13 protein-coding genes are annotated in these 14,562 nt (G+C 60.3%); 12 read left to right on the forward strand and 1 reads right to left on the reverse strand.

Annotated elements, in window-relative coordinates; translation table 11 throughout:
• Positions 1-7 precede the first annotated feature (7 nt).
• Both EFR00_RS19860 and fliP read left to right on the forward strand, forming a co-directional pair.
• Positions 8-514 carry a flagellar basal body-associated FliL family protein gene (locus EFR00_RS19860; protein ID WP_077992716.1) on the forward strand — a complete coding sequence of 169 codons (507 nt, stop codon included), beginning with the start codon at positions 8-10 and terminating at the stop codon, positions 512-514.
• Positions 511-1,248, forward strand: a complete 738-nt coding sequence (gene fliP / locus EFR00_RS19865) for a flagellar type III secretion system pore protein FliP (RefSeq protein WP_038686899.1) — start codon at positions 511-513, stop codon at positions 1,246-1,248. The genes EFR00_RS19860 and fliP overlap by 4 nt, the downstream gene beginning before the upstream one ends.
• A 76-nt stretch (positions 1,249-1,324) precedes the next feature.
• On the opposite strand, the gene EFR00_RS19870 is transcribed toward fliP, so the two are convergent.
• On the reverse strand, positions 1,325-3,241 hold the full coding sequence (locus EFR00_RS19870) for an O-linked N-acetylglucosamine transferase, SPINDLY family protein (RefSeq protein ID WP_077992530.1): 1,917 nt from the start codon (positions 3,239-3,241) through the stop codon (positions 1,325-1,327).
• Positions 3,242-3,672: 431 nt separating this feature from the next.
• On the opposite strand from EFR00_RS19870, the gene EFR00_RS19880 reads away from it, so the two are divergent.
• From EFR00_RS19880 to rem, 10 genes are all read left to right on the forward strand, one after another.
• Positions 3,673-4,578: a flagellin N-terminal helical domain-containing protein gene (locus tag EFR00_RS19880; protein ID WP_039617911.1), complete on the forward strand. Its 906-nt coding sequence runs from the start codon at positions 3,673-3,675 to the stop codon at positions 4,576-4,578.
• A 281-nt stretch (positions 4,579-4,859) separates the two neighbouring features.
• Positions 4,860-5,768, forward strand: coding sequence for a flagellin N-terminal helical domain-containing protein (locus EFR00_RS19885; RefSeq protein ID WP_077992528.1), 909 nt, complete (start codon positions 4,860-4,862; stop codon positions 5,766-5,768).
• Positions 5,769-6,014: 246 nt separating this feature from the next.
• Complete coding sequence (locus EFR00_RS19890; protein WP_077992525.1) at positions 6,015-6,926, forward strand: flagellin N-terminal helical domain-containing protein; 912 nt, start codon at positions 6,015-6,017, stop codon at positions 6,924-6,926.
• Between the two features lie 299 nt (positions 6,927-7,225).
• Positions 7,226-8,188, forward strand: a complete 963-nt coding sequence (locus tag EFR00_RS19895; RefSeq protein WP_038692236.1) for a flagellin N-terminal helical domain-containing protein — start codon at positions 7,226-7,228, stop codon at positions 8,186-8,188.
• Between the two features lie 200 nt (positions 8,189-8,388).
• Positions 8,389-9,018: a hypothetical protein gene (locus tag EFR00_RS19900; protein ID WP_077992522.1), complete on the forward strand. Its 630-nt coding sequence runs from the start codon at positions 8,389-8,391 to the stop codon at positions 9,016-9,018.
• On the forward strand, positions 9,015-10,334 hold the full coding sequence (locus EFR00_RS19905) for a MotB family protein (protein WP_077992520.1): 1,320 nt from the start codon (positions 9,015-9,017) through the stop codon (positions 10,332-10,334). The genes EFR00_RS19900 and EFR00_RS19905 overlap by 4 nt, the downstream gene beginning before the upstream one ends.
• A 10-nt stretch (positions 10,335-10,344) precedes the next feature.
• On the forward strand, positions 10,345-11,640 hold the full coding sequence (gene motC, locus EFR00_RS19910) for a chemotaxis protein MotC (RefSeq protein ID WP_077992519.1): 1,296 nt from the start codon (positions 10,345-10,347) through the stop codon (positions 11,638-11,640).
• A complete protein-coding gene (fliK, locus tag EFR00_RS19915; protein WP_038686914.1) occupies positions 11,637-13,073 on the forward strand; it encodes a flagellar hook-length control protein FliK in 1,437 nt (478 codons plus the stop codon). Before motC ends, fliK begins: the two co-directional genes overlap by 4 nt.
• Complete coding sequence (locus tag EFR00_RS19920; RefSeq protein ID WP_038686916.1) at positions 13,015-13,578, forward strand: lytic transglycosylase domain-containing protein; 564 nt, start codon at positions 13,015-13,017, stop codon at positions 13,576-13,578. The genes fliK and EFR00_RS19920 overlap by 59 nt, the downstream gene beginning before the upstream one ends.
• Before the next feature lie 280 nt (positions 13,579-13,858).
• On the forward strand, positions 13,859-14,530 hold the full coding sequence (gene rem, locus EFR00_RS19925; RefSeq protein ID WP_009993745.1) for a transcriptional activator Rem: 672 nt from the start codon (positions 13,859-13,861) through the stop codon (positions 14,528-14,530).
• Positions 14,531-14,562 lie beyond the last annotated feature (32 nt).

Raw genomic sequence — 14,562 nt, forward strand, 5'->3', positions numbered from 1 at the left:
AATGACGATGGCAGACGCAGACATAAGCGCAGGTCAACCGAAGAAGAAATCCGGACCGCTGATGACGATCATCGGCGTCGCCATCCTGACCTTGCTCGGCGCCGGCGGCGGCTGGGCGGTCGGCACGATCGTCGCGCCCGAGATCAAGGTCGCCAAGGAGGCCGAAGAGGCCAAGGACGCCGAAGGCAAGAAGAAGGCCGAGGAAGGCCTGGCGCGGATCTCGACCGAGGCCAATAATGTCGTCCAGCTCGAGCCGATCACTTCGAACCTCGCTTACCCCTCGGAAAACTGGGTGCGGCTGGAAGTCGCGCTGCTGTTCAACGGGCCACCTGACGTCAAGGTTTCCGAGGATATTCACCAGGATATCCTGGCCTATATCAGAACCGTTTCCCTCCAACAGATCGAGGGGCCGCGGGGCTTTCAATATCTCAGGGATGACATTCAGGAACGTGTTGACCTTCGTTCGCAAGGGCGGGTATCGAAGGTCATGTTCAGGACATTTGTCATCGAATGATTCGATTTATAATTTTCCTTACCGCCATGATGGCGGTACCGGAACTGGCGGTGGCACAGCAGCTGCCGACCGATTTGTTGAATGTGCCGGTCGACGGCTCCGTCGCCGCCTGGATCATCCGCACATTCGGCCTGCTGACCATTCTTTCGGTCGCGCCGGGCATCCTGATCATGGTGACGAGCTTCCCGCGCTTCGTCATCGCCTTCTCGATCCTGCGCTCGGGCATGGGCCTCTCCTCGACCCCCTCCAACATGATCCTCCTGTCGCTGTCGCTGTTCATGACCTTCTACGTCATGTCGCCGACCTTCGATCAGGCCTGGCAGAGCGGCGTGCAGCCGCTGCTTGCCAACCAGATCAACGAGACCGAGGCGGTCCAGCGTATCGCCGAACCCTTCCGCACCTTCATGGCGGCCAATACCCGCGACAAGGACCTGGCGCTGTTCGTCGATCTGGCTCGTGAACGCGGCCAGAATATCCAGACATCGGATCCGATCGACTACCGGGTGCTGATCCCCGCCTTTATGATTTCCGAGATCCGCCGCGGCTTCGAAATCGGCTTTCTCGTCGTGCTGCCGTTCCTCGTCATCGACCTCATAGTCGCAACCATCACCATGGCGATGGGCATGATGATGCTGCCGCCGACCTCGATCTCGCTGCCGTTCAAGATTCTCTTTTTCGTGCTGATCGACGGCTGGAATCTGCTCGTCGGCAGTCTGGTGCGCTCGTTCAGCTGATACGCCACCGCTCATCATTGGCCACAAGAAAACCCCGCCGGAGAGATCCGGCGGGGTTTTTCATGCAGGTCGAACCTTACTCGGAAGCGAACGGCGCGGTGCGCGGCGGCAGCGCCGGAATGTCCATGTGCTCGGGGGCGAGATGCTGTTTGGCGCGGTCGGCCATAATTTCGTAGGCCTGCTCCAGATGATTGCAGAAACGTTCGGCGTCGAAGAGCGGCGCGATATAGCGCCTCTCCTTCAGGCGCGCCTTGTATTCGGTGATCCGCCCGGGATTCTGCGCCAGCTCGACGGCGAGATCCTCGTAGGCCTGCAGGTCGCCGGCAACGAGCTCGGGCAGATCGATTGCTCTCAGCAGGCTCTCGCTGACGCGTGAGGCGAAATTGGTGCCCTTGACGGTCAGAACCGGCAGGCCGCCCCAGAGCTGCTCCGAGGTGGTCGTGTGGCCGTTGACGGGGAAAGTGTCGATGCCGAGGTCGGCCGCCTGCTGGCGGTCTATATGTTGTTCGTAGGGCGCGCGCGGGCAGAAGATGATCCGCTTGGGCGAGATGCCTGCCGTCTGGAAGTGCTTCAACAGGTTCGCCTGGTTGCGCGGCGAATTCGCCATCAGCCAGAGCACGCTGTTCGGCGCCCGTTTGAGAATCCGGCACCAGCTGTTGACGACCTCAGGCGTGATCTTGCGGTTGCCGTTGAAGGAGGCGAAGATGAAGGCGTCTTCCGGCAGGCCGAGCTGCTCGCGGGTGACTGGACGCGGCTTCGGACGATGCATCGGATCGTTCGGTTGATAGCTCTCCGGCAATCGGCAGAATTTTTCATGGTAGAACGGCTTGGCGACTTCGGGCAGGACGGAATGGTCGCCGATGACGTAATCGAGGTCGATGTTAACAGTGCTGCCGGGAAAGCCGAGCCAGCCGACATGCACGGGTGCCAGCGGCAGGTTGAAGGCTGCCGCGCGGCTGCCTGACGTATGGCCCTTCAGATCGACCATGATGTCGATATTATGCTCGCGCACAACTGCCAGCACCGCCTGGTCGGAGAAGCCGTGAATGTCGACGATCCTGCCCCAGCGGCTGCGATCGGTGTCATTGTGCTTCAGATATTCCGGTCCGGTATGGCAGAAGAGCGTCACCTCGAACCGATCCTTGTCGTGCAGCTCGAGGATGCGCTGCAACAGCTTCATCGTCGCGTGGCGATCCCAGAAGTCCGAGGACATGTAGCCGATCCGGATCGTGTTTGACCATGTGTGCGGCTGGTTGCGGCGGAAAGCTACCCGTTCCTGGTTGAGCGGCGTGGTGCCGATCGTTGCATACCGGTTGAAATCCTCGTTGCCGCACCAGTGCAGATGATAGAAAGGGTTGTCCTTGCGCAGGATCTCTAAATCGCCCTTTGCCAAGGCCCCGTCGATCACTGCCTGATGCTTGCCTGCCTCTTCGAAATCATTGAATTCGCGGGCGAAAACAAGGTGGAGAAAGCGGAAGGCGTGATTGCCCGGAAAACGCTTGAAGAGGTTGCGCGCAAGCGTCTGGTTGGTTGCGTCGTTGAGATCGTCGCTGAGAAGCAGGGCCGCCAGGCGCATGTGATCGGGATTCATGCTTTCCGACAGCACCGTCTTAAACGGGCGGATGATATCCCGCTGCTGGCGCTTCAGATAGATCGCGGTGATGATGAAGGCGAGCTCGGCATCTTCCTGCGCCCTGGCGAGGTTGCGCATGGCGATCAGCAGCGCTTCGTCCTCGTTGCCGGTCTCGTAATAGAGCTTGGCAGACTGCTTCTGATATTCGTAGGCGTTCGGTCCTTCGCAATTGCCGGCCAGGCCATAGGCTTTCGCGGCATCGGCTTTGAAGCCGAGCTGCACGAGGTTCTTGGCCAGCAGCGCGTAGGTCTTGGCGTCCTGCTGGATATCCATGAGCTGGTTGAGCGTCGCCAGAGACTGTGTGTAGCGGCCCGCCTGATAATCTCTGGATGCCGCAGAGAACGAAACTTTGCTGTTCAAAACCCAACTCCGTGAAGGAAATGTTCTGGCATGGCTGTCGATCGCCCGGCGTAGGCACGGGCCGTCCTCCCCGAAAACGGGTGGATGATCCGATGGTGCTATCCCGGCACCTGCCACATTGCCATCCGAAGCTTGCTTGAAACCGGTGCGCCTCATGACGGCGCTTCCTTTCATGAGAGAAAATGGCTTCTTTCCCGGTATGTTAGCATGCGAAGAAACAGATTCAGCCGCCATTAACTATGCAATGGAAGGAGCCAGAACGGAGCCTCGATTTTTAAGAAGTTGGCAAGCATTGGCTGCGAGATTGCCCTGGACATGACGGGTTTGGGCCAAACAAGCAGGCGCCGAGTAGCATGAAGCTGGTCCGTCATCGCCGGTATTATAGTCCGGTATGTCCTCCTTTTTGTATCTAGTTTCCAGGGGACAGATTTATGACAAGCATTAACACCAATTCTTCCGCTCAGGCCGCTCTGCAGACGCTGCGCAGCGTCAACCAGAACCTCAACAGCACGCAGAACCACGTTTCTTCTGGTTATCGCGTTGAAAAGGCTTCGGACAACGCTGCTTACTGGTCGATCGCAACGACCATGCGTTCGGACAACAAGGCACTTTCCGCTGTTTCCGACGCTCTCGGCATGGGTGCTGCCAAGGTAGACACCGCTTATACCGCAATGGACAGCGCCATTGACGTCGTCGGCGACATCAAGGCCAAGTTGGTTGCCGCCACTGAAAACGGCGTCGACAAGGCCAAGGTCCAGGAAGAAATCAGCCAGCTGCAAGAGCAGCTGAAGAGCATCGCGCAGTCGGCTTCCTTCAACGGCGAAAACTGGGTTGCCGGCGCTGACGGCACCAAGAGCGTCGTTTCCTCCTTCGTCCGCGACGGCTCCAACGCCGTTTCGGTCACGACGACCGACTATGTTCTCGACGACGGCTCCGCCGGCAACGTCCTGTTCGGCATGAGCAACGGCACGGTTGAAACCTCCACGGGCATCCTCGGGACCTCGTCGGGCGCGACCGGCTCGATCTACGCGATGGACATCACCAACTTCACCGCCGGCCAGATCCAGACCGCTCTGACCAATGTTGAAGCGGCTCTGAAGGCCATGACCAGCGCCGGCGCTGCTCTCGGCTCGCTCTCCAAGCGCATCGACAGCCAGGACGACTTCGTCTCCGCCCTCAGCGACTCGATCGACTCCGGTGTCGGCCGTCTCGTCGACGCCAATATGGAAGAAGAATCCTCCAGGCTCAGCGCCCTGCAGACCCAGCAGCAGCTGGCGATCCAGTCGCTATCGATCGCGAATTCCTCTTCGCAGAACATCCTGTCGCTCTTCCGCTAAAAGCGGTCGGCACCAGGTTTCCAAGTTTCGCGGCCGGGTCGTCCCCGGCCGCGAAATGTTTTAATATAAGGTTAATAAAAATCCTTCTAAGTTTCAGATATTTTTACGCTATTTCCATTTCCGATTTAGTTTTCCTTAACCATCTTGCTGTTTTCTAGGCCCATCGAAACGGCGAGTTAACCTTAACGACAATGGTTAACAGGCATGATGCTGATCGCTGTGGGCCGGCCGAAATCCGGAATGTCCCTTCTTAAAATCTGCCAACAAGGGGCAAGCAAACTATGACGAGCATCAACACCAATAACGCTGCAATGGCAGCCCTCCAGACTCTCCGCGGCATCAACCAGGGTCTCCAGACAACCCAGGCTCACGTTTCGTCCGGCTATCGCGTCGGCCAGGCTTCCGACAATGCTGCTTACTGGTCGATCGCAACGACCATGCGTTCGGACAACAAGGCTCTCTCGGCTGTTTCCGACGCTCTCGGTCTCGGCGCCGCCAAGGTCGACACCGCTTACTCCGCAATGGACAGCGCCATCGACGTCGTCGGCGACATCAAGGCCAAGCTGGTTGCCGCGACTGAAAACGGCGTCGACAAAGCCAAGGTCCAGGAAGAAATCAGCCAGCTGCAGCAGCAGCTCCTGAGCGTCGCTCAGTCGGCTTCCTTCTCCGGTGAAAACTGGGTTGCCGGCGCTGACGGTACCAAGAACGTTGTCGCCTCCTTCGTCCGCGACGGCTCCAACGCCGTTTCGGTCGTGATGACCGACTATGTTCTCGACGACGGCTCCATGGGCAACGTTCTGTTCGGCATGAGCGGCGGTGCGGTCGAAACCTCCACGGGTATCCTCGGCACGTCTAATGGTGCGACCGGTTCCGTCTACGCAATGGACATCACCAACTTCACCCTCGGCCAGATCCAGTCGGCACTGACCAACGTCGAATCGGCTCTGAAGGCCATGACCAGCGCTGGCGCTGCTCTCGGCTCGATCTCCAAGCGCATCGAACTGCAGGAAAACTTCGTCTCCGCTCTCAGCGACTCGATCGACTCCGGTGTCGGCCGTCTCGTTGACGCCAACATGGAAGAAGAATCCTCCAAGCTCAGCGCTCTGCAGACTCAGCAGCAGCTGGCTGTCCAGTCGCTGTCGATCGCGAACTCCTCGTCGCAGACCATCCTGTCGCTTTTCCGCGGCTAATAACCCTCGGAAATATCGGCCCGCCGGTATCCGGCGGGCGCCTCGAAATCGAGCCGCGCTTCGATGGAGCGCGGCTTTTTTATTCTCGTTAACGGTTGATTAACCATAATGCTGTTTTCTCAGGCCAACGAGACGGCGAGTTAACCGAACTTAAGAACCGGTTAACAGGCATGAGGCTGATCCCCGTTCCCGGTGGCTTTCCGGAATGTCCCTTTTTCCCACCTGCCGACAAGGGGCAATCATTTCATGACCAGCATTTTGACCAACGTGGCGGCGATGGCCGCTCTTCAGACGCTCCGCGGCATCAACGACAGCCTCGAAAGCACGCAGAACCGCGTATCCTCGGGTTACCGCGTCGAAAAGGCTGCCGACAACGCCGCCTACTGGTCGATTGCAACGACCATGCGTTCGGACAACAAGGCACTTTCCGCCGTTTCCGACGCGCTCGGCCTCGGCGCCGCCAAGGTCGACACCGCTTATTCCGCCATGGACAGCGCCATCGACGTAATCAGCGAAATCAAGGCGAAGATCGTCGCGGCAACCGAAAAGGGCGTCGACAAGACCAAGGTCCAGGAAGAAATCGGGCAGTTGCAGCAGCAGCTCCTGAGCATCGCTCAGTCGGCTTCCTTCTCGGGCGAAAACTGGGTCGCCGGCGCTGACGGCACCAAGAGCGTGGTTTCCACCTTCGTGCGCGACGGCAACGGCAATGTCTCGGTCAAGACGACGGACTACGTCCTGGACACGAGCTCCGCGGGCAACGTTCTCTTCGGCATGACCTCGACCGGCACGATCGACACGGCTGCCGGCATTATCGGCACATCATACGGCACGATCGGCTCGATCTACTCGATGGACATCAGCACCTTCGGCTCGGTTGAGATCTCGATGGCCTTGACGTCGATCGAGGCCGGCCTCGAAGCCATGACCAAGGCTGCCTCGCAGCTCGGTTCGATTTCCACGCGCATCGAACTGCAGGAAAATTTCGTTGGAGCGCTGAGCGATTCGATCGACTCGGGCGTCGGACGCCTCGTCGATGCCGACATGGAAGAGGAATCGAGCAAGTTGACGGCGTTGCAGACACAGCAGCAATTGGCGATCCAGTCGCTGTCGATCGCCAACTCCAGCGCGCAGAACATCCTCACCTTGTTCCGCAGCTAAATCGGCCGCTGAAGCTGGACCGAATCTTGCGCCGCCGTCCGGCGCTACGCCGAAAACCATCTGGACCGCGCCCGAAACGGCGCGGTTCTTTCTTGTATATCAATATCTTATTCGGACTCATGCTTCGCTGATTTGCGCTTAGCGCCGCGCTCTTGCCGAATAGGTTGATATCGAGTTAACCTCACCTCGAGTTGATTTGCTTTTGCGACACCGGTGGAAATTTCGCCGGAGGCATGACGCCACTTCAGTCGCCGCCGGCAACCCGGCCTGCCCTTTCATCTTATTCCGAGACCCTGTCGATGACCGTAAAGATTACCAGCGCGGCCGCGGTGAATGCACTTGCAGTGCTGCGCAGCATCAACAAAGAAGCCAGTCAGACCCAGCAGCAAGTGTCTTCCGGATATCGGATCGAGACGGCCGCCGATGATGCCTCTTACTGGTCGGTCGCGACCGTCATGCGCTCGGACAGCACCAATCTCGGCACGATCGGCGACGCGCTCGGTCTCGGCGCCGCCAAGGTGGATGCGACCTATACGGCGATGACTTCGGCGATCGATCTCGTCACCCAGATCCGCGCCAAGCTCGTTGCGGCAAGAGAGCCTGGCACCGACAAGGACAAAATCAACGCCGAGATCAGCGAATACAAGGAACAGCTGAGGACCGTCGTCGAATCGACGTCCTTTGCAGGGGAAAACTGGTTGCTGAACAGTGACAAGGCAGCGCCGCCGACATGGTCGGTCATTTCCGGCTTCGTGCGCGCCCCGACCGGCGAATACCAGGCTCAGAGCATCGACTTCCCCTCATCGCAGACCATCCTCATCGACAAGAACAACGCGAGCGGCGGCCTGTTCACCAAGGCAATCGATGCCCAGGCGATCAACAACAGCGGCACGGGACCGCGGAACTATTACCTGCTGGACGCCGATTCGACGACGCCGGCGACGGGCACGGAAGTCGCGATCGGCAAGAACACCACCGACGCCCAGCTCGCCGACATGCTTGATGTGACCGACTCTCTGCTCTCCTCACTGACGACGACATCCGCCTCGATCGGCGTGATGAAGGCGCGTATCGACGATCAGATCGATTACACCGCCGATCTGTCCGATTCGATCGACAAGAGTGTCGGCGCGCTCGTCGATACCGATATGGATGAGGCTTCGATCCGGCAGAAGGCGATCGAAACCCAGAAGCAGATGGCCGTCGAAGCGATCTCGATCCTGAACACGGCTGCCAGCAAGATCCTCATTCTGCTGGAATAGAGTTGCGCGCGATCGCGGGTGGCGGCGGCGCCATTCATCCTCGCGCAAGTTTGACTTCCTAGTTTCCGGCATGAAGGCATCGTCCGAAATCATGCCGGCGCAAGGTCAAGCCTTGTTCGCCGCGAAGGACATGTCGCGCGCAAGGTCATTTTGAACGGGGGGCAGCATGCCGCATGTCCCCCGGATGCTGGATGGTTTCTATGAGCATTTCGCTTTCTCGGTATTTGAAGGATTTCGGCGAACCGAAACCGTCAGCGCCGATCATCGACATCGACGATTTCCCCGGCGATGTTTTTGCCGAGACGCCGAGCGAACTGCCGGTCGACGTCGAGGCGGAGCGTCGCGATGCCTATGCGCAAGGCCATGCCGCGGCGACCGCTGATTTGACCGAGAAATATGAAAGCGATGCGCGCGCTCTGGCCGAGGTTCATGCGCGCGAGCTCGAAGAACTGAAGCTCCGCTATGAAGTCGAGGCGGCCGCGGTCATCGCCTCGCGCGTCCGTGATATCGCCGAAGAGGTTGCGCAACTGGTCAGTGCCGGCGCGGCTGCGGCCATTGCGCCCGTCATGACGGAAGCGCTTGCGGCCAAGGCCGCCGAAAACCTCGCCGCATTGCTGCGCGACGCCATTCTCGAGGGCGCGGCCGGGCCGATCGTCGTCAGGGGGCCGACCCGGCTCTTCGACATATTAAAGGCCGAGCTCGGCGAACATGCCACGGCGGTTCGCCACTTGGAGAGCGACGATATCGATCTTGCCGTCGAAATCGATGACTCCGTCATCGTCACCCGTATGTCCGCCTGGGCGGCCAGCTTGAAGAAAGTTCTCGAATGAGCGAAGGCGAAAACCATCACCACGGCAGGAACGAGATCATCATCGTCAAGCGGCATGGCGGCGGTGATCACGATGGTGCCCATGGCGGTGCGTGGAAAATTGCCTATGCCGATTTCATGACGGCAATGATGGCGTTCTTCCTGGTCATGTGGCTGGTCAACGCCGCCAACGAGGAAACCAAGGCCGCCGTTGCGACCTACTTCAATCCGATCAAGCTCGCCGACGAAAAGCCGACGGAGAAGGGCCTGAAGAAGCCTGTCGACCATGCCGAGGGCGAGGAGAAGAACGAAAAGTCCAAACAGAAGGAAGACAATCCGACCGAGGGCAAGTCCGCCGCGGACGGTGACGACCAGACGTCGACTTCAGGCGACCAGACCAATTATTCCGAAGCAGACTTCTTCGAAAATCCTTATTCGGTCCTTGCCGAGATCGCACAGGAAGTTGGTCAGCAGGCCAATGTCAGCGCCAAGGGCGATGGCGGCGCGGCCGATTCCGGCCCGGCGACCGGCGCCGATGGCGGCGAAGCCTATCGCGATCCCTTCGATCCGGATTTCTGGACGAAGCAGGTCGAAGTGACAACGGCCGGAAAAACGCTGCCACCCGGCAAGAGCGAGCAGCAGGCGGCCGAGAGCGAGACAACCGAGGTCGCCAAGGCTGAGGATATGAAGCCGGTGCCTCTGGCGACCGACCAGCAGCCCGCCAAGGACGCCAAGGAGAGCAAGGAGACCAAGGGCGCCGCCGAGACCAAGGAGGCCAAGGCGGACGGCAAGGTGCCTGACGAGAAGAAGGCGGAAGCTCAGAAGGACGCCGATCATCAGAAGGATGCCGACAAGAGCGCGGCTGGGACCGAACAGCAGAAGAAGGAAGCGGATGCGCTTCAGCAGCAGATCGCCCAACAGATCGGCGGCGTTGCCGGCAAACTTGCCGAAGGCCTGACGGTGACGGCGGCCGAAGGCGGCCTGCTGGTCAGCATCTCCGACCAGAACGACGACTCGATGTTCAATATCGGTTCCGCGGTTCCGCGCCAGGAGATGGTGCTCGCCATGGAAAGGATCGGTACCATTCTGAAGGAGAGGGGCGGCGCCGTCGCCATCCGTGGCCACACGGACGGGCGTCAGTACAAGGGCGCGCAGAACGAGAACTGGCGGCTGTCGATGGACCGCGCCCAGAGTGCCTACTACATGCTCGTGCGCGGCGGGCTGGACGAGAAGCGCATCTCGCAGGTCTCCGGCTTCGCCGATCGTCGGTTGAAGTTGCCTGCCGACCCGTTCAACGCGGCCAATCGCCGGATCGAGATCCTGGTGCAGGCGGATTAAGGATATTCGGATGGCGCGTCGGCAGCATCGCTACTTCGGATTTATGGCCCTTGGCCTGGCGATGCTTTCGCCGGCCGCAGGCCATGCGCAGGATCCGGATGATCTCTCGCCGTACAAGATGCTGCGGTCGCTGCAGTTCGTGCAGGATTCCGTCGTTGCCGGCGATCATTCGGCCGGCGAGATGCAGCGCTTCATGCTGGGTACGATCGACGAGCGGCTGCGCACGGCCGATACGTCGATCTACGACGACGACCGCAATGTCGATGCTGCGCTGATCTATACGATGAGCGGCGGCAATCCCCAGACGCTCGAATACCTGATCGCCCATGACGTCAACGGCTATTTCGACAACCGCGTCACCGAGGTGCTGCGCAAATATCTGAGTGGTAAAGGGCTCCTCGTCGCCAGGATGCTGGAGGAAACAGCCAGGGAATATCGCGACAAGAAGATCGGTCCCTACCTGGCGCTGATCGGCGGCAATGTGCTGATCGCGACGAAACCGACGGATGCGCTTAGTCTCTACGACCAGGCGCGTCTTGCCGCGCCGGGCACGATCGTCGAGGAGGCGGCCTTGCGCCGTTCCGTCGCGATCTGCGTCGATAAGGGAATGCTCGACAGGGGGCTGGCCTATTCGCAGCGTTATGCCCGCCGTTTCCTGCATTCGCCCTATGCCAGCCAATTTGCCGATCTTTTCGTCAAGCTCGTCGTCGCCCATGATCGCGACGTGAAACCGCAGGATGTCGTCGACATCCTGTCCTTCATGGATGCGCCGCGCCAGCGTGAGGTCTATCTGCGCATCGCCCGTGCTGCAGCGATATCGGGCAAGCCGGAGCTGGCGCGCATGGCGGTCGAACGCGTGCAGTCGCTTGGCGCAGGCACCGACAATGCCTTCGGCCCGCTCGCCGATTTTTATGGCGGCATGGCCGGCCTTCCCACGCAGGATATCGATCAGGCGGCGAAGAATGTCAGCGGCATCGACGGCAAAGCGCTGTCGCCGCGGGATCAGGCGCTGCAGGCGGCGGCGCGATCCGTCGCCGAGCAGATCCTGCGCGCGCCGGACCCGGCAAGCCTGACGCAAGCATCCGACCCTAATACTTCTCATCAAGAAATCACTTCTGACAAGGCTGCGGCAAACGCCATGCAACCGGGAGCGCCAGGCGCGCATCCCGAGCCTGTTCCGGGAGGTGTGGCATCGACTGGCCAGAGCCAGGATACCGCCCCCTCATTCAACGCATTTGTGACGACCAGCCGATCCAAGCTCGACGAGATCGATGGTCTTCTGGCGCAGGAAGGCAACGAACAATGATGGATTTGAGCGTCTCGGGCGGAGCCTCTGGTGCGGAGGCGGCTGCGGCAGCGAAATCCGCCAAAACGGCGGGAAAGGGTGACGCCGCCGGTCAGAAGGGCGACTTCTCCGATGTGCTCGCCAAGGCGAGCGGCAGCGCCGCCAACGAGGCGCCCGACGATGCGCAGCCGGACCAGGGCGCGGTTGCCGATGGCGACGCGGCAAAGGTGGCGCGGACGATCCGCAGCCGCGCCAAACCGTTGATCGATCTCAGCGACGCCGCCCTGAAGGCGCAGGCCGAGGTGCAGCCAGAAGTGATCGCCAATGGCGAAAAGACAGTCGCAAAGCCTGCAAAGGATCAGCGCAAATTGCCGGCCGATCTCGGCAAGCTCGATGCCAAGGATCTGTCCGCCGACGAGGCCGGGCAGGTGGCCAAGGGCGTCAAGCACGTCAAGAGCGACCTCTCGAAAACAGATGCGGATGCCGACAGCGAGGATGATGACGGCGGCATTTCCGATGTCCTCGGCCTGCTGAAGCAGGAGCCCGCCGGCGCGGCGGTCGCCTTGCCGACCGCAGCCGCTGCACATCTCGCCGCCACGGCCGGGGAGGCCGGGCCTGTCGACAAGAAGACCGCGCCCGACGCCAAAACGAGCGGCCACGCATCCGACGCCCTGGCCGCCGTCAGCGGCAATGTCGAAGACGTCAAGACGGATGAGATCGGGGTTCCGGGTGCGGAGAACGCCGAAGCCGCTGACGGCAGAACCTTCCGGCTCAGCCGCGCCGACGGGCGTGGCCTATCGATGGATGTTCACATCGGTGCGGATCAGGCTGGACCGAAGGACGGCGCGAAGAAGGCCGATGTCGAAAACGTCTCGGTCCTCGAATCGCGCCGCTATATCGGCCTGGCGCAGAATACCAATTCCGCCGCCGTCACCGCAGCCCTTTCCGGCGATTCCGAATGGGCGCGAGCGATGGAGCCGAGTTCGGCCCTCTCCAACGCGGCGGAATGGACGAGCACCGGCAAGGTGGTCAACACGCTGAAGATCCAGATGAACCCGATCGATCTTGGCCTGGTGACGGCGACCATGCGGCTGTCCGGCGACGCCCTGAACGTCGACCTCAAGGTCGATACCGGCGCAGCCTATCGGCAACTGAAGGAAGATCACGGCAAGATCCTGGAAGCGCTGCGCAGCCAGGGCTATGCGGTCGACAACATCACCATCAGCATGGCCCCCGTCGAGCGTACCGACGCCGGCAACCAGGCCAGCGGTCAGGGGCAGGCCTCCCAGCAGCAGTCGCTCGCCCAGCAAGGGCAGGGCGGGGCGGCGCGCGAGCGCTACAATCAGACGGGCCAGCAGACGGATGGAGGCTTCAATGGCGCAGGCGAGACCGGTATTGAAGACGTTTCTGCTGGCGGGGCTCGCAGCAGCGGCGCTGGCGGCGTTTACCTCTGAGGCGTCCGCCTCCACCGGCGCCTGCGAACGCGAAATCCAGTCGGCTGCCGCCAAATACGGCATCCCGGAAGGCATCCTCTATTCGGTCGGTCTGACGGAGACCGGCCGCAAGGGCTCGCTCTATCCCTATGCCATGAACGTCGAAGGCAAGGCGATCTTCCCGCCATCCGAGCAGGACGCGATGAGGCAGTTCGATGTCGCCCGCAGGAGCGGCGCCAAGCTCATCGACATCGGATGCATGCAGATCAACCACTATTATCACAGCGAGAATTTCGCTTCCGCGGAGGATATGTTCGATCCGCACCGCAACGTGGAATATGCGGCGAGGTTTCTTCGCAACCTGCATGACCGTCACGAGACCTGGACGATGGCGGTAGCAAGATACCATGCGGGACCGAACAACGACCCCGCGCAGAAGCAATATGTCTGCCGCGTCATCGCCAATCTGGTGGCCACTGGCTATGGCAAATGGACTCCTAATGCGAGTAACTTTTGCCGAAATTAAATCAACCAAAGATAGAAGACACGCATTGTGACGGAAATGTGTCGTAATATGGCAGGATTCCGGCACGAATTGCATGCGCAAGCCATAATTAACGGGTCGTTAACTTTTCCACGAAATTTTTGTGTGCATAATTCCGGTCGGCCACTAGATATAGACCAAATCGCCATGCGGATCTTAATCAATTATTAGTTTCTGCCATTAACTTTAACGAGTTGTCGCCGATTCGTGCGATTCGTACCCATAGATCATCGAAGTGCCACACTGATTCGGAGGCGGACGAATGATCGTAGTGGTTGATGAGCGTGAGCTCGTGAAAGACGGATATACATCTCTGTTTGGCCGGGAGGGCATTCCCTCTACCGGTTTTGATCCATCGGAATTTGGCGACTGGGTTCAGACCGCCGCCGATTCGGATATTGCGGCCGTCGAGGCCTTCCTGATCGGTCAGGGCCAGCGCAGCCTGGAGCTGCCGAGGGCGATCCGGGATCGCTCGATGGCGCCGGTGATCGCCGTCAGCGACCAGCCCTCGCTGGAAAACACGCTGGCGCTTTTCGATTGCGGCGTCGACGACGTCGTGCGCAAGCCGGTGCATCCGCGCGAAATCCTCGCCAGGGCGGCTGCGATCCGGCGCCGGCTGAAGGCGATCGCCAATTACACCGATATCGGCGGCATCCGCGTCTTCTCGGATGGTCGTGACCCCGAGATCAACGGCGAAGTCTTCGCGCTGCCCCGGCGCGAGCGCCGCATCCTCGAATATCTGATCGCCAATCGCGGTCGCCGGGTCACCAAGACTCAGATCTTCAACGCTATCTACGGCATCTTCGACGAAGAGGTCGAGGAGAATGTCGTCGAAAGCCACATCTCGAAGCTGCGCAAGAAGCTGCGCAAGAAGCTCGGCGTCGATCCGGTCGATTCCAAGCGCTTCCTTGGTTACTGCATTGATTGGGCTTGATTTTTCAGCCGGAAGGAAACGCCCGGCTGAAG

The organism is Rhizobium sophoriradicis, assembly GCF_003939025.1.
GTDB classification, from domain to species: Bacteria; Pseudomonadota; Alphaproteobacteria; order Rhizobiales; family Rhizobiaceae; genus Rhizobium; species Rhizobium sophoriradicis.

Bases quoted from the DNA above. Each gene is read 5' to 3' on its own strand.
- EFR00_RS19860 (WP_077992716.1), top strand. From the start codon at position 8: ATGGCAGACGCAGACATAAGCGCAGGTCAACCGAAGAAGAAATCCGGA.
- fliP (WP_038686899.1), top strand. From the start codon at position 511: ATGATTCGATTTATAATTTTCCTTACCGCCATGATGGCGGTACCGGAA.
- EFR00_RS19880 (WP_039617911.1), top strand. From the start codon at position 3,673: ATGACAAGCATTAACACCAATTCTTCCGCTCAGGCCGCTCTGCAGACG.
- EFR00_RS19885 (WP_077992528.1), top strand. From the start codon at position 4,860: ATGACGAGCATCAACACCAATAACGCTGCAATGGCAGCCCTCCAGACT.
- EFR00_RS19890 (WP_077992525.1), top strand. From the start codon at position 6,015: ATGACCAGCATTTTGACCAACGTGGCGGCGATGGCCGCTCTTCAGACG.
- EFR00_RS19895 (WP_038692236.1), top strand. From the start codon at position 7,226: ATGACCGTAAAGATTACCAGCGCGGCCGCGGTGAATGCACTTGCAGTG.
- EFR00_RS19900 (WP_077992522.1), top strand. From the start codon at position 8,389: ATGAGCATTTCGCTTTCTCGGTATTTGAAGGATTTCGGCGAACCGAAA.
- EFR00_RS19905 (WP_077992520.1), top strand. From the start codon at position 9,015: ATGAGCGAAGGCGAAAACCATCACCACGGCAGGAACGAGATCATCATC.
- motC (WP_077992519.1), top strand. From the start codon at position 10,345: ATGGCGCGTCGGCAGCATCGCTACTTCGGATTTATGGCCCTTGGCCTG.
- fliK (WP_038686914.1), top strand. From the start codon at position 11,637: ATGATGGATTTGAGCGTCTCGGGCGGAGCCTCTGGTGCGGAGGCGGCT.
- rem (WP_009993745.1), top strand. From the start codon at position 13,859: ATGATCGTAGTGGTTGATGAGCGTGAGCTCGTGAAAGACGGATATACA.